Origin of the sequence: Intestinimonas butyriciproducens, assembly GCF_016901775.1 — a bacterium.
Taxonomy (GTDB): Bacteria; Bacillota; Clostridia; order Oscillospirales; family Butyricicoccaceae; genus Pseudobutyricicoccus.
Genome location: NZ_JACJKW010000015.1, coordinates 64,168 through 82,208, shown reverse-complemented (window position 1 = coordinate 82,208; position 18,041 = coordinate 64,168). Strand labels below are relative to the sequence as shown.

Here is an 18,041-nt window from a genome sequence, read left to right as displayed (position 1 = left end):
GCATGGTGTTTGTCAGCGTGTCGAAGTTCTCGTACTTATCAATCAGGGCAATAAACTTCTCCGCAGATTTCCGGCTCTGCTCATAGCCGGTAACGGCCTTTTCCAGTTCAGCGATTTCCGCATTGAGGGCGTCCTGCTCTTTGGCATACTGTGCGTCCAGAGCCTCATACCGGGCGTCCGGCAGCTTTTGACTACCATCTAAAACAACACGACTCTCAAACGGGGAAAGATATTAGTATGGACCACCTGCGGTTTGACTACCATCTAAAATAACACGACTCTCAAACCGGTAGCTGGTGGGGGCCCGCCCCCCATGGGTTTGACTACCATCTAAAATAACACGACTCTCAAACAGAGCGCAGGGAGCGAATCATAGTCATCAGGTTTGACTACCATCTAAAATAACACAATTCTCAAACTCCACAGACACACCATCCATGATAAGCTGGGTTTGACTACCATCTAAAATAACACAATTCTCAAACCTTGGGGAAGTCGTTGGCGCCACGCAGGGGTTTGACTACCATCTAAAATAACACAATTCTCAAACTTGGATTCACCAGCAGCAGCGGCCTTTATGGTTTGACTACCATCTAAAATAACACAATTCTCAAACTGAACCATTTTGTTTCAAGGAAAAACATTAGTTTGACTACCATCTAAAATAACACAATTCTCAAACTTGTTGAACATGGTTTCGTCATCGGCGTTGGTTTGACTACCATCTAAAATAACACAATTCTCAAACAGAGGGCAGGGAGCGAATCATAGTCATCAGTTTGACTACCATCTAAAATAACACAATTCTCAAACATTGGACATCGCATTTATGTTGGCCGTGGTGTTTGACTACCATCTAAAATAACACAATTCTCAAACTCGAGTGTTCCTATGGCTTTCTATGGTAATAGTTTGACTACCATCTAAAATAACACAATTCTCAAACCTCAAATGAGAGAAACGCCACGACATGCGCTGCATTGTTTCAGATGGTTTTTCCATATTCAGTTTACCGGAAATCCGGAGGAAAATCAAGGCGCAGTTCGCACAGCGTATCATCCAAAAGGCAGTGGCTCTCTCCCGGAAGAGGGGTGGGGCGGTGCTGCTCCAGCAATAGCACCCGCCACTTTTTGTAATGGGCCATGGCATAAAACCCTTCCATCTCCTCCGACGAAAAATATGCCCGGGCGCCTACCAGAACAAAGCACTGGTCTTTCAGCAATGTGTGATACAGATCCAAATACTGCATCAGCCGTTCCAGCGGCTCTTTTCCATCCAAAACCGGCTGGCATTTCAGCGCCTTCAGCAAAGGCAGGGCATATTCTCCGCCGGACAGGAAAATGGGCCACTCCATGGCCATGACCACTTTTTCCAGGTATCCGGCAATGGCTTGCTGCAGCCCATCGGTTTCTTCCGCCAGCTCTTCCCTGACGATTTGCTGGAGCCGGGCCTGAAAACGGTTCTGCAATTTTCGGTCGTCCAGCGGAAAATGCACATAATCCCGCAGCACATGGAGATGTTCTCCGCAGTCAAGGGGCTCATAGTGGAGGGAGAGCATAAACTCCCCCTCCTCCCCCTGGGCCTGCTCCGCCAGAGAAAACACCATCTGCCGGAACAGTTTGGGATTCTCTGCCACCAGCACCGGCGTCTTGTTTTCCTGCCAATGGATGGGCGCTGAAAGCAGAGGATGGGTCAGTCTCATAAAATCACCAGCCGTTCTTCACTATCAATGATCTCCGAATGGTATTCCCCCAGCACAAATTCCATCCGGGCAAATTGCTTTTCTGTCACCACCAGCATCTGGACCAGGCCTTTGCTTGGTTTCTGCGCCCGCACGCCATCCATGATGCGCCCCGCCACCGTGGGATTCAGAGCCAGTTTGCAATAGACCGATTCCTGCATCATCACAAACCCATCCCGGATCAGGCCTTTGCGGAACCGGGCATATTCCCGCCGCTCTGCCGTGGTTCCCACCGGCAAATCAAAAAACACCATCACACGCATAAATCTATTGTCCATATCCGATCCATCTGATCTCCGCCACATCCCCGCTTTGCAAGGCCCGGAACAAACTGCCGCAATAAAGGCGCAGGGCATAGAGGAGATACTGCCTTTTTCCATCATACTGCACCGGATGATTCAGCAGATTCACCAAAGCCATTTTCTCCTCCCGCTCCAGTTTTTCCGGCTGCATTTCCCAAACAGCGCTGTCCACCAATGGACGCAAAGGCTCCATGAAGTCACACCCCAGGTTGAAGGGGTTATAGGTGTTTTCATGGGCGATCCCCAGTTGGTTCAGATAGCCTGCGGCAGAGATCTCCCGGTTGATGGCGGAAAGGATCAGGCTGTATCCATAATTCAGCGCGGCATTGATGGGGCAATCTTCCGTCCGGGTAAAATCCGCCCCAAACAAGGCGCCAAAATACACTTTGGCTGCGTGCCCTTCCCGATTGGTCCGGTCGTTCCACTGCAGCTGATTCAAATAGCCGGCCAGCATTTCTGCCTGGGGAAGCCCCCGGCGGAGCAGGTGGTCCCGCTGCCGCCGGAGCTTTTCCCGGACGATCTCTGTCCAAACCTGCTGGCAAATCCCCGGAGGCCATCGGATCTGCTGGCGGATCCTGGCGCTGCTGTCATGGCTTCCCCAGGTGGGGACCAGTTCTCCGCAGGGGTTGCGCTCCTGATCGCAGAAGATCACCTTGATCTTCCGGCGCAGCAGTTCGCAAAGCAGATAGGATGTAATGGAAATGGCGGTGCTCTCCAGCATCAGCACACCCACTTCGCTGAGATGCACCCGCTTCACTTCATCCAAAGTCGTCACCACCAGATAATCCAGCTTGTAATCCACTTTGGCATTGCTGGAAACCACTACCACCCGCCAGCTCACGACAGCTCTTCGGCCAGAAGGTCGACCTCCTGCTCAAAAAAGCCGGTGACCGATTGGTGGATCAGAAGAAAACGATGATTACTCCTCCTCGGCAGACGCTTACTCAATGTTATTTTTCCACTTTCTGCACTTCTTCCAATCAATTTCAAATCTGCGATTTTTGCGTTATTCGCAAATAAATTGAGCATTTGCAGCAGAATACGGCATTGATCTGCCACAGTGAGGGCGGCAAACCGCTCCTCATTTTCCCGGAATGTACGAGCCACCGTCCCAAAATTGATGTGGTACAGCGAATTCTCCAGTTTTTCCCGCAGCAGCTGATACAGCTGCCTGTTTTCCTCCGCTGTCAGCTTGTCAAAGGAAGTGATAGGAAGCTCCTGGCCGGCCGTTTTACAGCGCTCCATGTATTTGGAGATCCCTTTGACATACTGGTGCCACTGGGGAGCCATCACAAGGGGATTGGCATTTTTATAAATAATTTGCACTCCTGTACGCCCGGAAATGTGCATCCGGAACCCATCAAAGGAAAGCAGGGAGTTGATCTTGACTTTGGGAATCAGGACCTTGGGCTCTTTCAGCTCCAGGATCTTCCGGCAATATTCTTCCGGATTGGTTTCGTATAACCCTTTATACAGCCGCTGCACCACTTCCAAAGACCGTACTCGCTTCTTTTTGTCGGTGTGCTCTACCAGGGCAAAATAGGCTCCCTTCAGACTGTTGTATCCACCATATTTTTTGATATCCATGCGGGGATCTCCGCTTTTAATAGGCACTTTTCCTTTTTCTCCAGCCACGATGTTCTGATCGAAATACTTGCCTTTCTCCTCAGAAGCCCTGCGGGTAAAAAGGATATTGTTTTTGCCCATAGCATGGCGAACCGTTGCAATGCTGCCCTCTGGCCCGGCTGTCCATGCCCGCTCTCCTCCCCGCTGCACATCTACATCAAACATTCGGTTGAGACTGTACCGGGCATCCTTCTCCCGAAGGAAGTTCACCGGATTACGGGTGAATTTTACATAGTAAACATTTCCCACCACAATATTGAGATAGGCATCTTTGGCATGGTGGTAATCATTGATTTCCCGGCACTTGACAAAGAGGGGGTCCTGCACCGTTTTCTCCCCTTTGCACTGGCTGGCCTGTTTCTGCTGTCCGCCGAGAGTCAACCGCTGATCCTGCCGGAAAGAGGACACATTGCCAGCTTTCACATAAACCAGCTGGGTCTTTTCCCCAAAGCGGCGCTGCAGCAATTCTGCCACAATTTTGCTGGATTGCCGGGTCTCCACCAGCTGCCGGTTGATGAATCCCGCCTGCTCTTCCACTGTAAAGGAAGTGGCCCTGATCAATCTTTGGTATTTTTCCTTGGACAGGAATCCTTTTTTCTCCAGCATCGTCCAGAAGGGACGCATCTTTTCCCGCACATCCTGGGCGATGGGGTATTTGTCCCCTTTGGCCGAGTTCAGCTCCCGCTTGACCAGTACACGGTTTTGGATGCTGTCGTCCTTAGTTTTGCTTTGGGGGTAGATATGGTCAATGTCATAGTCGCTGTCCAGCCTGCTCAGGTCGATGGCTTCCCCGCTGTACATACATTTCCCCATCTGGGTATAGTACAGATACAGCTTATCCCGGCGCAGTTTACCATCCTCTTCCTGAGACAGTTGTTCAAACAGGCCGTCTGCCTCCTCACCGCATTTTTGATACAGCTGCACAAGTTCTGCTTTTCTGGACACCGTCCGCTTTCCTTTTTCTCCTCCGCCCCGGGCCATTTCCAGAAAGATCCGCTCAGGGGGACATTTCATAATGCCCTCGATCTCCCCGACTATGGCAATCACTTGATGGATGGCCCGCTTGATGCTGGGGGAAGCGTAGCTTTCGTCCAGATAGTCCTGCAATGTCATGCTCTGTTTCCCCATTTTTTCTTTTCGGTATTCTTCCACCGACTGGGCAAAGGTATAGCGGCCGCTGAGCAGTTCCATCAGATTGTCATTGGTACGCCACAGCATATCCATAATGGACCATGCTTCCCCTGTGTTGGGATCGGTATGGTAAATGCCCGTCAGAAACCGTCCGGACAGTCCCCCCCAACCACTGCACCGAAAAGCCAGCGCTTTTTTCTGCTCTTCCCCGGTGATGAGCGACCCATAGGTCTTTTTCAGCCACTTCTGAAGCAGTTTCCGATCCTCTCCGAACAGTGTGATATGGCGGATGATCTCCTCGGCCGCCTCCATCCCCCCTGGGCGGGTCAGCAGCCATGCGTAGTGCTTCCAGGGCGCCAGGTCCGCTTTCACATCCTGATCGAATCCAGTGATCTCGTCCTCTTTTCCCAAATCCAGATAGGAGCGCAGTCTGGCCCCTGTCACCTTTTTCCCTTCCAGGAAAAGATCCTGATAGATCCGCTGCTTCGTTTCCACCGGGATGCCTTTCCCGTTGATCCTCAATTTGTTCAGCTCATTGAGCACCATGAACTTGGTATAAAGCAAGGAGTTCTTGGGCAGAACATCCTCCCCGATGTAACTGCATTTGGCCGTCATGCGTGTAATAAACCCACGGCGGCACTCTTCCAGATCCACCACCTGATCAAAATTCCAGGGATAGATCTTCTCGTTTTTCCGAACGACCCAGCTGTGCTTGGAACGGCTATCCAGCGGCCCCACATAATAGGGAATACGGAAACGGAACATCTCATGGATCTGCTCCATCTTTGTCAATCCGCTTGCATCGGTCTCCTTTAAAAAGGGCAGATAGGACGATGCCCTCTCCAGTATTTTCACCAGCTCGGCTTCGTGCAGCTGATGAGGAATAACACCGTTGTCCTTACTGGTCTGCTTGGGCAGAAAAGTCCCCTGTTCCAGCTCATCCAGAATGTTCTGAATTTCCGGATCGTCTCCACCAAGACTTTTCAGTTTGTTTTTGATGTATTTTCGGAAAGCATCATAATCACAGCGATAATTGGCTGCATCCATGCCTGCATAGGCCGGATAGTTATCCCGTTTGTCTTTGGCCTGGTGAAAGACCTCCCGGTATAGCTCCCTGTCTCCCCAGGTTCGGATCGCTGCCTTCAATCGTTCCAGATCTTTGTGATGCTTCTCATAGGCCTTCACTTTGGCGAAGGAAAGATATTGCTCTCCATCCCGCATGGTTTCCAGCCGTGCCCAGTCATAAATCTCCTTGACTGCCAAAATCAGCTCCATATCATCTCCCAGGGCAGAAACCAGCTTGTCCTCCACCGAATCAAATTCATCTTCCAGACTGATTTTGGATATTTCTTCGTTGGAGACCTCTCTCTCATACAAATCATTCAGAGAGACTTTTCCCCCGGCCAAAAGCTCCACCACGGCAAAACAAGCTCCATCTTCCTTAGACACAGAGAACAACTGGGCCAGCTGCTTTTTCCTCTGCACTTTTTTCAGCGACCGGGAGATCAGTGTCTGTTTCAAAAGGTCCATGTCCTGGACTGTCATCGTCTTTCCCAATCGTTCTTCCATGGTATAGGAAAGTCGCTCCAGCCCGCTTTCCAAAGAAATGGTTTCCAGGGGGAGATCTCCATACAAAAAATGCCCCCTGTATTTCATAATATGGTGCACGGCCAGATAGACCAACCGGACATCAAAGGTTTCCGTCTGTTCTATCAAAGCTTTGCGCAAATGGTACACTGTGGGAAACTGCTTGTGATACTCTTTGTCCGTGTATTCTCTGTCGGCGAACAGGGTGTATTTTCCCAGGGGAACGGTTCCTTTTTTGTCTTCTTCTAAAAATTTGCTTTCCTGCAGACGCTGAAAAAAGCCCGGGTCCACTTTGCCAATCTCTGATGCAAAGACTTCCTGCAGCCACTTCAGCCGTTGGGCCCGTCTCTCGATGCGCCGCCGCGCCACCCGATATCCCCGGCGTTCCTCTGCCGTTTGCGCTTCATCAAAAAGTCGCACACCCCATAAAGCCTTCCCATTGCGCTTGACCAATTTGTAATCCGGTGTCGTCACCGCCCATCCCACCGATTCTGTGCCGATGTCCAGTCCTAGGAAATAACGGTCTTTCCGCTGCATATATCTTCCTCCCCATCAAACAAGTTGACTTTTCTATGCATCCAGTCTATAATGTGAATGTTCAGACTACCATCTGAAACAACACGACAGGTTCAAATACGGCATTGCCAAAAGCGCCGGTTTGTCCGGCTTCACAGTGTGTGAGAAAAAAGTCCGCTTTGCGGACTTTTTTTATTTGCTTTTTACTGCTTTTCAATATGTCATTGATGATTTTTTATTCATCTATTATAATACTGTAACCCTGCACCATTAGCAAGAAAAACCAGAAATATTTTGGGAATTTTCTCCCGATGTAATGCGATCCGCCTCTTTCTCTTTCCCGGCAGGAATTGCATTGCTAGCATATTCTTGGCTATGGCCTACCTAAATTTATCGAAAAAAATCCACTTCCATCCCAATTAAACTACCACTGTACAGTGCTTTATGCTATACTGAGATAGAATGTATATTTGCGCTCAAAAGTGAGGTCTCCCCATGAGTTCTGCTCAATTTGTATTCCAAGCGGTAAAAGGCATTCAAGCCAATATGGAATATTTCGCAACAATGGTTCCTCTTGATTGTCTTTCGAAATTGTTTATATTCAATAACGAGGATCTTCCTCCCGAACTGCGTGCGCAGCGTATCCTGAATAAAGCACGCATTCCCGCTATTTGTGACTACATCATAAAAAATCCCACCTCTTATGTATTCTCCGCATTGACAGCTTCGGTGGATGGGAACATTCTTTTCACCCCCATTGACGAAAAATACCCCTCCATCGGAACCATTACCATCGATTTTTCCTCCAAGCTTCTGATCAACGATGGGCAGCATCGGTATGCTGCCATAAAATCAGCACTCAAACTCAATCCCGACCTCAAATACGAACACATCCCCGTCATTTTATACCATGATCTGGGGCTGAAACGCTCCCAGCAAATGTTTTCTGATCTCAATAAATTTGCACTGCGTCCGACGCATTCGCTGAACATCATGTACGACAACCGGGATGCTGATTCCAAACTGGTGAAGGACATCATTGCAAATGTGCCGGTTTTTAAAGATCTGGTGGATACAGAGCATACATCCATTTCCAACCGATCCAACCAGTTGTTCACTTTGAGTGGCCTCCACCGGGGCACAAAGGCTTTGTTTTCCGGACTTCCCTGGAATTACGAAAAGAAACGGGAGACCGGGATTATATTTTGGAATGTGGTCAGCGAATATATGCAAGACTGGAAAGATGTGTATCATGGAAAAATAAAGGCCTATGCCATTCGGCAAAATTCCCTTTCCTCTCTCAGCATTACCATCAAGGGCCTTGGGGCCATCGGCAATGAAATTCTTCACAATGCGCCGGAGACGATAAACACGGCTTTCTCCCCTCTTTCCCAGATTGACTGGCACAAAACCGGTCCTTTGTGGAAAGAGGGCATCGTGGTCAATGGGAGTGTCATCTCCTCCCGCGCCACCCAGAAAATGATGGAAAACATACTGCGCAACGCAATCAGAGGTGCTATCAATGGCTAAGTTATTGACAAAAGAAGATCTGCGGCAGACGCTGGAGATCATTCAGCAGATCTATCTTTCCGACAACATTCCCTGGATTTGCGGCTACAGCGGCGGCAAAGACTCTTCTGCTGTGGTGCAGCTGGTTTGGATGGCCCTGCAGCAGCTTCCCATTGAAAAACGAAAAAAAGCGGTGCATGTCATCAGCACGGATACCCTGGTGGAGTCCCCTGTTGTGGCCGCCTGGGCCGAACTCTCTTTGACCCGAATGCGCAAAGCTGCCACCCAGGAGATGCTCCCCATCATTCCCCACCGGCTCACCCCCCAGATCCAGAATACTTACTGGGTCAACCTGATTGGTCGGGGCTATCCCTATCCCCGGCCCAACTTCCGCTGGTGCACTGATCGCATGAAAATCGACCCTTCCAACCAATTTATCAAAAGCATCCTGGAGGCCGAAAGCGAAGCCATCCTGGTATTAGGCTCCCGGAAGGCCGAAAGCAGCGCCCGTAAACAGGTGATGGAGGACTATGAAAAAAAGCGTTATCGGGAATACCTGAGCCCCAACGGCTCCTATCCCAACACCTATGTATTGACCCCCATTGAAAACTGGACCGATTCCATGGTCTGGCAGCTGCTGATGCAATACTCAAACCCCTGGGGTCATTCCAACAAAGACCTTCTGGCCATGTACCGGGGAGCCTCGGCCGACAATGAGTGCCCTCTGGTGGTGGAATCCGGCACCCCCTCCTGCGGCGGCAGCCGGATGGGCTGCTGGGTCTGCACCATGGTCACCCAGGACAAGTCCCTGGCCGCCATGATCCAGAACGACGAGGAAAAATCCTGGATGCTCCCTTTGCTAGATTTCCGCAATTACATTGCCGCCTACAACCAGGAAAAGGGCCAGGACGAACTGGACCGGCAGCGGCGTGATTTCCGGCGCATGAGCGGAAACCTCACCTGGCACAACGACCGTCTTGTGCATGGCCCCTACAAAAAAGAGGTCCGGGAGGATTTCCTCCGCCGGCTGCTGCGGCTGCAAATGCTCATCCGCAAAACCGGCCCCGAAAATGTGCGCAATGCCAACCTGATCACCCACGAGGAGCTTTGCTATATCCGGAAGATCTGGCTGGACGAAAAGCATGAATTTGACGATTCCCTCCCCCGGATCTACCAGGAAGAAACCGGGGAAGCCTTTCAGGACAACGCCATCCAGGGCAATAAATATTACAGCAAAGAAGAATGGGATCTTCTGAAGCAGGTCTGCGATCTCAAGTACCCGGGATATGAGCTGATGCTGGAATTACAGAGCACCCTGCTGGACATCGAGGCCAAGAACTCAGCCCTCAACTCCAAAAAGAATGTTCTGAAAAAACTGGAGAGCGAAATCAAGCGGGCCTATTACAAAGACGAGGCGGATGCAGAGCACAAGATCCTGGAGCGCCGCCGCAGACAGGGGCTGGAGCCCGTGCCGGAGGACGAAGAAACCCTGCCGGAAGATGTGGAATAAAAGAGGTGATGCAAAATGTATTTTTCTAAGATTGTTCTCCATAATTTCGGCATTTACAAAGGCCGTCACTGCATCACCCTGCACAACCAGAACGGGCGCCGTAATATCACCCTGGTGGGCGGCATGAACGGCCGGGGCAAAACCACCATTCTGGATGCGGTCTTTCTCTGCCTTTACGGCCGGAAAGCCACCGAATATATCACAGGCAAAAAAGAAGCCTACGCCAGCGTTCTGCGGGACCGCATCAACAAATCCACCCCCGATCAAAAGACCTACATCACGCTGGAATTTGCACTGGACGACGATTTTTCTTCCACCATCTCCATCACCCGCTCCTGGCAGAGAAACGGAAAGAAGATCGACACCCAGCTGGAAGTGCTGAAAAACGGCTTTCCGGATGAGTATCTGTCGGAAAATTGGGAGTATTATGTGGAGGAACTCATCCCCTTCGGAATTGCCAAATTTTTCTTTTTTGATAATGAAAAAATTAGTCAGATTGCAGACGACGATGCCTTTGACAAGGTGAAGGATTCCATCAAATCTGTGATGGGCGTTACCACCATCGAATCCCTCTGCACACACATCTCCAAAATCGCAAAAAACAAGGCAGATTCTCTCAAGGCCTTTCAGGACAGCAAAAGCCAGGCTGAGCTAGCCATGCTGTCGGCCCGGCTGGAGGAACTGGATACCCGGATCCGCACTGTCAAGGCGCACCGGAGTGAACTGGTGCCCATGCTGGAACACCTGCTGGATAAACTAGAAACCACCGAGCAGGAGTTCTGGAAAAAAGGCGGCACTCTGGGTCTGAGCAAAGTAGAGATCCAGCGGCAAAAAGAGCATCTCCGCGCAGTGGAGTCGGAAAACAAACTGCGGGCCATCAACGCCGCCTCCCTGCCGGCCACTCCCCTCTGCCTTTGCAAATCCCTGGTGGTCAGTGCCTACAACGCCGCCAAAGCCCAGGAACAGGACCGGGCCAGACAATACGCCGAGCCCATTGTCACCGCCTTATATGACGGCCTGATGCGCCGATGCGAAACGGAATTCGGCCACACAAAGCTCTACCCCACGCTGAAAGAGATCATCCAGTCCCAGTTCCAGGAGTACCGCACGCCCCACACCCCTGCGCATTCTGTGGAGCTGAGCCCTCTCTCCCTTTCTCTCATCGAACGGTTCATCGACACGGAATACACCAAGGCCGTCACACTGGCCCGTCACTTGCATGAGCAGCGGGACACCAATGAAAACCTGCTTCTTCAGCTGGATGTGCATCTCAACAGCAGCACAGACCAGGCCGGGGCCGTGGAGCTTCTGGATGCAATTAAAGATTTTGAAACCCAGAAGGGCCGGTACGAAGAAAGCATTGCCAAATGCGACGAAGAACTGCATGCTCTGCAAAACCAGCAGGCCGCCATCGAAAGCACACGCAACAAGGTACTGCTTCAGATGGCCGCCCAGGCCGATGCCAACGATGACAACAGCCGCATCCTCCAGTATGCCACCATCACATTGGATATCATGCAGGAATTTACCGCCCGTTTGCAGGCACAGAAAGTCCACAAACTGGAGACCAATATCGCAAAGTGTTTCCACTACCTGGCTCAGAAACAGGCGATCATCACCTCCATTTCCATCGACCCCACCACACTGGACATCACCTTGCGGGATTATGACGGCGGCCTTCTGCTGAAGGATCAGCTATCGGCCGGTGAAAAGCAGATGTTTGCCATCTCCATTCTGTGGGGCCTGGCCCTGACCTCCGGCTACAAATTGCCTGTGATCATCGACACCCCCATGGCCCGTCTGGACTCGGCCCACCGGACCAACTTCATCAACCGCTATCTTCCCAATGCCAGCTCCCAGGTTATCGTCCTGAGCACGGACGAAGAGGTCTATGGCCAATATCTGGAGGACATCAAGTCCTATGTGAACGACAGCTATACCCTGATCTACGACGACATGGAAAAATGCAGCTCCATCCGTCCCGGTTATTTTGGAGGTGATGTGCAATGATCTGCAAACAGTTCAAGCTCTCCCAGCCGGAAAAGGAAAAGCTCATCCGCATCAAATCCAGAACCGGAATCCAGAACTGGAATATTCTGTGCCGCTGGGCCCTTTGCTGGTCATTGAATGAGGAATCCATTCCCGGCGGCGTCGATCCCCAGTCCGACAGCAATGTGGAGATGTCCTGGATCACCTTTGCCGGTGAATACCATGAGATCTACGAAGCGGTGATCCGGCAGCGGTGCCTCCAGGACGGCCTGGGCGATTCTCCCGAAACGCTGCTGAAATACTTCCGTCTCCATCTCAACCGGGGCATCAACCATTACAGCTCCCGGGATGTCCTGCGGAACATTCAGGATCTGCTGGACTCTCTGCCAAGCGAGGAATAAAACATGGCTCTCTATCTGGATTACAATGCAACTGCACCGCTGCGGAAAGAAGTGCTGGATGTGATGGTGCAGGCCTATACCCACATCATCGGCAATGCCGACAGCCGCACCCACAGCTATGGAACGGCGGCCCAGACCTTTGTCCAGGAAAAACGCCGGCAGATGGCCTCCCTGCTGAACATCGATCCCACTGAGCTGATTTTCACCAGCGGCTCCACCGAAAGCAATAACATGGCCATTTTAGGCCTGGCCAAGTGGGCCAAAGAAACCGGCAAAACCCATATAATCACCACTTCCATGGAGCACAAAGCCATTCTGGAACCGCTGCGCCGCCTGGAGCAGCAGGGCTTTGCCGTGGATTATGTGAATTCCGGCCCCGATGGCCGCATTTCTGTTTCGGATGTGATGTCCCGCATCCGGGACACCACGGCGCTGGTCTCCGTCATGTACATCAACAGTGAGACGGGCATCATCCAGCCGGTGCAGGAGCTGGGGGCCATCCTGGAGGAAAAGGGCATCTTCTTCCACATCGACGCCACCCAGGCCCTGGGAAAGCTGAATGACGAGATCCGGCACACCCAGTACAACATGATGAGCATGACGGCCCACAAGATCGGCGGCCCTCAAGGGATCGGCGCCTTCATTCTGAAACGGGGAAAGGATTTCAGCCGCCCGCCCATTGAACCGCTGATGTACGGCGGCCCCCAGGAGCGGGGTTACCGTCCGGGCACCACTCCGGTGGCTCTGATCGCCGGTTTTGCCGAAGCCCTGCGCCTCAGCGAAGAAGAGCACGATGGGATGATGGCAAAATGCGCCACCCTCAAGGAGCAGTTCATGCAGGCCATCCAGGGCATGGACTACCAGATCAACGGCGACCCCCAGTATTGCATTCCCACCACCATCAACATCAGCTTTGCCGGACTGGATGCAGAGGCCGCCTTCCTCTGCCTGGGCGACGACTTTGCCTTTTCCAACGGCTCGGCCTGCAATTCCGCCGGCCACCAGCTGAGCTATGTGCTGGAAGCCATGGGTCTGGACGAAAAAAGACGCTCAGAAGCCATCCGCCTTTCCTGGGACGGCAGCACGGATGTGGATTTTTCCAAATTCGCAGACATCATCCGGCAGATCGTATAAAAAAGCCAAAAAGAGCACGGTGTTTCGAAAGAACACCGTGCTCTTTTCTTGTGCCTTTCAAAGGCGTCAGAACTGGATTTTCAGCTTGCTGGTCAGATGATTCTTCTTGATCCACTCCAGAATGTGATCGTTAAGATCTGACAGGGTGGCCTGGTGCATCCGGGCTTTCACCAGGAAATTTTCGATCTGCGGATCCAGATTCAGGCTGTTGAGCAAATCCTGACCCCGGTTTACATCATTGACAAAATAGACAATCCCCTTGCCGCTTTTGGGGAGTGCATCCTTGTTTTCCGCCAGCCTTTTCAGCAGCTTTTCCGTGCCGGCCCGATCGGGCAGCAATCCTTTCAGCGAATAAAGAGAGTTGTATACCCCATCGGCCACCCGCTTGGACTCGCTGGTTTTCCAGACCTGTTCCGCCTCTATCCGGCATGTACTGGCCGCGCTTTTCAAAGCCGACACATCGGATTCCGAAAGGGTGCTGTTGTCGGTTTTTTCCCCGCAGGTGCTGATGCACTGGTTCAGCGTATCCCGCTGCTCCTGGGTGAGAACGGCCGGTGCAATGCCGCAGGTCTCCATGGTCTGCATGATCTCAGCCAGCACCTGCAGCTGATCGGCGGCCGTCTTCAGATGTTTCAGATCCAGATTCAGCTTCTCCACCGCAGCCTTGTCATCCCGGAGCCGGGACGCTACCGCCATGGTGGCGCAGGCTTCTTGTAATTTTCGCATCAGCATGGCCGCACCTCCAGATTTTCCGTGATTTCCAAAATGTAATCCAGTTCATCCATCACAGCCCTTGCCGTATCGGTATCCACCGCGGTCTGGTCGCTGCCGGCTAGCTTCTGGAATTGCCGCTTCACCACATCTGCAAACTCTGCAATTTTCTGTAAACCAGAACTGTACTCTTTCAGCTGAGCAACAGGGTCACTGGAAAAACAGGCAATGATCTCAATTGGATTTGTGATCTTCGCCCCTTCCCTCACCGTTTCAAACAGCATCATCATCCGGTGGGCCAGCTCTTTCGGTTCCCCGCTGAACTGCATCTCCAGCTCGGGGCGATACACCTGATTGGACTGTCTGCACTGGGCATAGAAGCGCTGGATCTCACCCACCAGATCCATCAAGGAATCCTCTGTGGGAGGTTCCCCCACGATCCGGGTCAGCTGGGCCACCGTCTCCTGCGCCAGCTTTTGCTCCTCCTGGGCCACCCGGGCCACTTTTCCATACAGATCGGACAGGAGCTTCACCGTATTGGCATAGAGCTTATAGTTCTGATACGCTCCCAATTCATCGGATACATCCCATCCTTTTTTCTGAAGATGGGCAAGGGAGTTGCACAATTCATGGTACCGGTAGATCTTGGCCGTGCTGGGTGCGGAGTCGCCAATCACTCCCATGGTGGTATTGGCCCCCGACAAAAGCAGGGAGTTGGCCTGGACATAGGCAGCCGATGTATTTTGCAAGCCAGTCACCGCCTGTTCCCAGACCGGGTTGGATCGCTTCACTTTGGTGTGTTCCGGCTGCCGCCCCATCAGCGCTTTCAGCAGAGTGTCCCCCTCCCCCTCCAGCGCTGCTCCCCGAAGGCACCGCTGCAAATATTCCAGGGCCAGACACCATGTGACAAAGGGCTGCTCTCCCTGCACGGTAACGGGGCCATAGATCCGCCGTTTGATCTCCGCCTTGTTCTTTTCCAGCCAGGAAATGAGGACATACTGATAATATTCCCCATCGGGAAAATCCCAGTTTTTATAAAGATTGAATGTAGCCAGCCCATAGAGGACATTCCGGGATTCCGGTATCCTGGGCAGATACACCGCTGCGGCGGCCGGGTCGATCTCCTTCTCAGAGCCTTCGATCATCACAAACTGGCCGCTGTTTTTTCTGCGGTCCACAAAATGGGCCGGGATTCCTTCGTCCTGCCAGGGAATGGCCTGGGCCACGAAATTTCCCACCCACTTGAAGTAGTCGCCATCGTAATTGGGCTTGGTCTTTTTTTCAAACCACGCCTGGATATCTTCGCAAAACCGGTCATATTCCACTTCTGCCTTGGACCGGGCCCTGGGAGCCTGCACAGGCCGGACCTCTGTCTGATCCGGCTGCACCCCATCCTGGGGCGCTTCCCCTGCCCCGCTTTTCGGCTGCCCTCCCTGGGTCTGACCCAGACCGGAGAATCCCCCCAGCCCGATTTCCTTCAGAAACTCATTGGGAATGGAACCGGTGCAGCCATTGCTGCTGACCGAAGTCCCATCTCCCCAGGTGCTCAGCAAGGTTTTCAGACGGTCTTTGTCCCGGGAGGGCAAATTGCTGTCCTCCACGCTGCTGGCATAGGTGATGTTCATGGAAGGCGGGGTGATGTACGAGGGGATGGTGGGGAAAGACCAATCCTTGTCCACCATATCCATGGCAAACTGCCGGAACATCTGCTTGATAGCATAATCCAGATAATGGCGAGGGCTCTTTTCTTTCAGCCCCTGGAACATGGCCATCAGGCTGTGTTTGGTAAAGGGATACAGCGTCATTTCCTTGCCATCCACCAGGACGCTGTCCCACGGATGGGCCGGTGTGAAACCGGCGGCGGGAAGGGTCTCTGACCGGGCCCCCTGCTGATACCAGGTCTCAAGGAGCTCCGGCTCGCAATACACCCCATTGAGATACCGGGCCGCCATCTCCAGCAGAAATGGCTCGTCGCTGAAAGACTGCTCGATCACATTGATCTGCTCGCTGACCCGGTCGGTAAAGTTGTCCCGGAAGGATTTATAATAGCTGTCGGTGATGCCGATGATGGAAGTCACCCGGCACAGATCGCTGTAACCGCCGCCATTTTCCACGGCCAGGGCGGTGATCAGCTCGCTGTCCACAATGCTGAAAGAGGTGAAGTCCTCGATGAGAATGGTGAGGTTCTTCCCTTCTTTCAGCAGCTGTCTCCGCAAATCCACAAACAGATCCCGTGCGTTTTCGCTGGTGATGTTGGCGCAGCTCTGGATGACGGAAGATGTGAAACGGTTCAGATAGGCCGCCAGCTTGGCCATGGCCTCTTCGTCCTTGTGCAGCTCGTCCAGATAAAAGCTCCGGGCTTCCTCCCCGGCCTTGCTTTTCAGCTCCCGGACCATCTCCCTGGGAAAGGCAAAGTCCCCGGGGAGAAAGATCCCATCGGCCATTTCCCCGGCATTGGCCCCGGCTGTAATCATGCGATAACACCGGGTGACGGGGCCGTTTTCCTCCATAAGGTGGCTCTGCACCCGCAGATCCTGCAGGAAGCTGGCAATGTCCTTGCAGGTGCCGGGGCGGTAAAACCCATTGCTGCGGTCGGTCTGCACCTTTGTGACAAAGGCGTTGTAGATCGTTTGCTTGAACTCTTCTTCGCTCTGCGACTCCCCGGCTTGGACGAACTTCTGGAATTTTTCTTTCAGTTCTTCGTCCCGGATCATCCCGGCGTCCAGCATCTGCTGCACCGCACCCCGGCTGGTGTTGCCCAGTCTGCGCAAAAAGATGACTTTTTCTTTGTCGGGGTTGTAGTTTTCCGCATCACTGACCAGACGGTGATACAGCCAGCAAATCAAATGGGACTTGCCTGCACCGGCCTGACCTCGGACAATGATCATCTGGTGCCGGTTGGCCCGGTTCAGGATGTATTTCCGGTAGATTTCTTCTTCGCTCAGATGGGCAGGCTCTGTGGCCATATCGCCGGATTCGATCACCTCCAGATCCCGAAAGGGAACATGGGTGGCCATAAAATATTGGCTGTCTGCGGCTGTGCTGTCCTTTTTGATCACAGACCGCTCCATTCGGTGGGTCAGCTCAATCCAATTCATCCCACAGGGCCTCCTTTACAAGGATCGCGGAAAAATCGTTCATCCGCACGCCGGGCAGCGGGTACAGATAAACCTTTTCCGCATCGTTTGCCGAAACGATCTGGATTTTTCCCAGATCGTGCAAGGTGCGCAGTCCATTGGACACAGCGAGACACAGCCCGGCCTGGGTGCAGGAGGAGGCCGCCTCGGGCACATTGGTTTTCAGCCAGGTCAGAAACTCCGTCCCGCTCATTTCCGTCCCCACCGGGATATTGTGCATGGCATCCTGCAAACGGATGCACAGATTGGGGATTAGGGTCTTTTCGTACTGGTAGCCCAGCCCCAGAAAGCGGATCCAGAAACGCCAGCCAAGCACATCGTTTTCGTCCACATGAGAAAGGCCCGACTTGACGATCTCCGCCGCAACGGTGGCAAAGGTGTTCAGCGGCAGAACCGCCTTGTTGGAGGATACAAACCACTCTGTTGTTTTGAAAAAGGTGGTGTCCCCTTTGGAGAACACTCTGGGGGATACATACCGGCGGAAGGCGGAGGGGGATGCAACGGCCTGATCCTCTGCCACAAAGTGGTACTTCCCTTCCCGGTTTTCGATCAGCCCCAATTCCTCGGCCGCGGCTAGGGTATAGCGGATGCCTTCCGATGCAGCAGATACATCGTCTCTCAATTCACACAATTTTGCCACTTCCATCTGACCCATAGGCTTTTGCCGGATCATACGCGCTATGGCCAGCACTCTTTCCGGCGTGGCCCCGGGCCGCATCCGGTCGTAATGTTTTTTGAACATATCAA

12 protein-coding genes and 1 CRISPR repeat array are annotated in these 18,041 nt (G+C 52.6%); of the genes, 5 read left to right on the top strand and 7 right to left on the bottom strand.

Annotation, left to right across the window (positions count from 1 at the left end):
* Positions 1-185 precede the first annotated feature (185 nt).
* A CRISPR array of direct repeats spans positions 186-946; the repeat unit is 36 nt; unit sequence GTTTGACTACCATCTAAAATAACACAATTCTCAAAC.
* 63 nt (positions 947-1,009) lie between these two features.
* The 4 genes from csn2 to cas9 are packed head-to-tail and all read right to left on the bottom strand — an operon-like array spanning position 1,010 to position 6,924.
* A complete protein-coding gene (gene csn2, locus H6A25_RS09170; RefSeq protein ID WP_204751849.1) occupies positions 1,010-1,702 on the bottom strand; it encodes a type II-A CRISPR-associated protein Csn2 in 693 nt (230 codons plus the stop codon).
* Complete coding sequence (gene cas2 / locus H6A25_RS09165) at positions 1,699-2,019, bottom strand: CRISPR-associated endonuclease Cas2 (protein ID WP_243423306.1); 321 nt, start codon at positions 2,017-2,019, stop codon at positions 1,699-1,701. Before cas2 ends, csn2 begins: the two co-directional genes overlap by 4 nt.
* Positions 2,009-2,884, bottom strand: a complete 876-nt coding sequence (gene cas1 / locus H6A25_RS09160) for a type II CRISPR-associated endonuclease Cas1 (protein WP_204751848.1) — start codon at positions 2,882-2,884, stop codon at positions 2,009-2,011. The genes cas2 and cas1 overlap by 11 nt, the downstream gene beginning before the upstream one ends.
* A complete protein-coding gene (gene cas9, locus H6A25_RS09155) occupies positions 2,881-6,924 on the bottom strand; it encodes a type II CRISPR RNA-guided endonuclease Cas9 (protein WP_204751847.1) in 4,044 nt (1,347 codons plus the stop codon). Before cas9 ends, cas1 begins: the two co-directional genes overlap by 4 nt.
* Before the next feature lie 474 nt (positions 6,925-7,398).
* Here cas9 and dndB point away from each other — a divergent pair, with 474 nt between their 5' ends.
* The 5 genes from dndB to H6A25_RS09130 are packed head-to-tail and all read left to right on the top strand — an operon-like array spanning position 7,399 to position 13,446.
* Positions 7,399-8,433: a DNA sulfur modification protein DndB gene (dndB, locus tag H6A25_RS09150; protein WP_204751846.1), complete on the top strand. Its 1,035-nt coding sequence runs from the start codon at positions 7,399-7,401 to the stop codon at positions 8,431-8,433.
* The gene (dndC, locus tag H6A25_RS09145) at positions 8,426-9,922 is read left to right on the top strand and encodes a DNA phosphorothioation system sulfurtransferase DndC (protein ID WP_204751845.1); all 1,497 of its coding nucleotides are present in this window, start codon (positions 8,426-8,428) and stop codon (positions 9,920-9,922) included. The genes dndB and dndC overlap by 8 nt, the downstream gene beginning before the upstream one ends.
* Positions 9,923-9,937: 15 nt before the next feature.
* Positions 9,938-11,932 (top strand): DNA sulfur modification protein DndD, encoded by a 1,995-nt coding sequence (gene dndD / locus H6A25_RS09140; RefSeq protein ID WP_204751844.1) that lies wholly within the window; start codon positions 9,938-9,940, stop codon positions 11,930-11,932.
* Positions 11,929-12,312: a DNA sulfur modification protein DndE gene (gene dndE, locus H6A25_RS09135; protein ID WP_204751843.1), complete on the top strand. Its 384-nt coding sequence runs from the start codon at positions 11,929-11,931 to the stop codon at positions 12,310-12,312. Before dndD ends, dndE begins: the two co-directional genes overlap by 4 nt.
* A gap of 3 nt (positions 12,313-12,315) precedes the next feature.
* Positions 12,316-13,446, top strand: coding sequence for a cysteine desulfurase family protein (locus H6A25_RS09130; protein WP_204751842.1), 1,131 nt, complete (start codon positions 12,316-12,318; stop codon positions 13,444-13,446).
* Positions 13,447-13,512: 66 nt separating this feature from the next.
* Here H6A25_RS09130 and H6A25_RS09125 read toward each other — a convergent pair whose 3' ends face one another.
* From H6A25_RS09125 to H6A25_RS09115, 3 genes are read right to left on the bottom strand one after another with little or no spacing between them, the layout of a single operon-like run.
* Positions 13,513-14,178: a hypothetical protein gene (locus H6A25_RS09125; protein WP_204751841.1), complete on the bottom strand. Its 666-nt coding sequence runs from the start codon at positions 14,176-14,178 to the stop codon at positions 13,513-13,515.
* Complete coding sequence (locus tag H6A25_RS09120) at positions 14,172-17,255, bottom strand: hypothetical protein (protein WP_204751840.1); 3,084 nt, start codon at positions 17,253-17,255, stop codon at positions 14,172-14,174. Before H6A25_RS09120 ends, H6A25_RS09125 begins: the two co-directional genes overlap by 7 nt.
* A complete protein-coding gene (locus H6A25_RS09115; RefSeq protein WP_204751839.1) occupies positions 17,242-18,036 on the bottom strand; it encodes a hypothetical protein in 795 nt (264 codons plus the stop codon). The genes H6A25_RS09120 and H6A25_RS09115 overlap by 14 nt, the downstream gene beginning before the upstream one ends.
* Positions 18,037-18,041 lie beyond the last annotated feature (5 nt).

What these genes read in the sequence shown, in the direction of transcription:
- dndB (WP_204751846.1), top strand. Translation starts at nt 7,399, where the DNA reads ATGAGTTCTGCTCAATTTGTATTCCAAGCGGTAAAAGGCATTCAAGCC.
- dndE (WP_204751843.1), top strand. Translation starts at nt 11,929, where the DNA reads ATGATCTGCAAACAGTTCAAGCTCTCCCAGCCGGAAAAGGAAAAGCTC.
- H6A25_RS09120 (WP_204751840.1), bottom strand. Translation starts at nt 17,255, where the DNA reads ATGAATTGGATTGAGCTGACCCACCGAATGGAGCGGTCTGTGATCAAA.
- dndD (WP_204751844.1), top strand. Translation starts at nt 9,938, where the DNA reads ATGTATTTTTCTAAGATTGTTCTCCATAATTTCGGCATTTACAAAGGC.
- cas2 (WP_243423306.1), bottom strand. Translation starts at nt 2,019, where the DNA reads ATGGACAATAGATTTATGCGTGTGATGGTGTTTTTTGATTTGCCGGTG.
- H6A25_RS09130 (WP_204751842.1), top strand. Translation starts at nt 12,316, where the DNA reads ATGGCTCTCTATCTGGATTACAATGCAACTGCACCGCTGCGGAAAGAA.
- H6A25_RS09115 (WP_204751839.1), bottom strand. Translation starts at nt 18,036, where the DNA reads ATGTTCAAAAAACATTACGACCGGATGCGGCCCGGGGCCACGCCGGAA.
- H6A25_RS09125 (WP_204751841.1), bottom strand. Translation starts at nt 14,178, where the DNA reads ATGCTGATGCGAAAATTACAAGAAGCCTGCGCCACCATGGCGGTAGCG.
- cas9 (WP_204751847.1), bottom strand. Translation starts at nt 6,924, where the DNA reads ATGCAGCGGAAAGACCGTTATTTCCTAGGACTGGACATCGGCACAGAA.
- dndC (WP_204751845.1), top strand. Translation starts at nt 8,426, where the DNA reads ATGGCTAAGTTATTGACAAAAGAAGATCTGCGGCAGACGCTGGAGATC.
- csn2 (WP_204751849.1), bottom strand. Translation starts at nt 1,702, where the DNA reads ATGAGACTGACCCATCCTCTGCTTTCAGCGCCCATCCATTGGCAGGAA.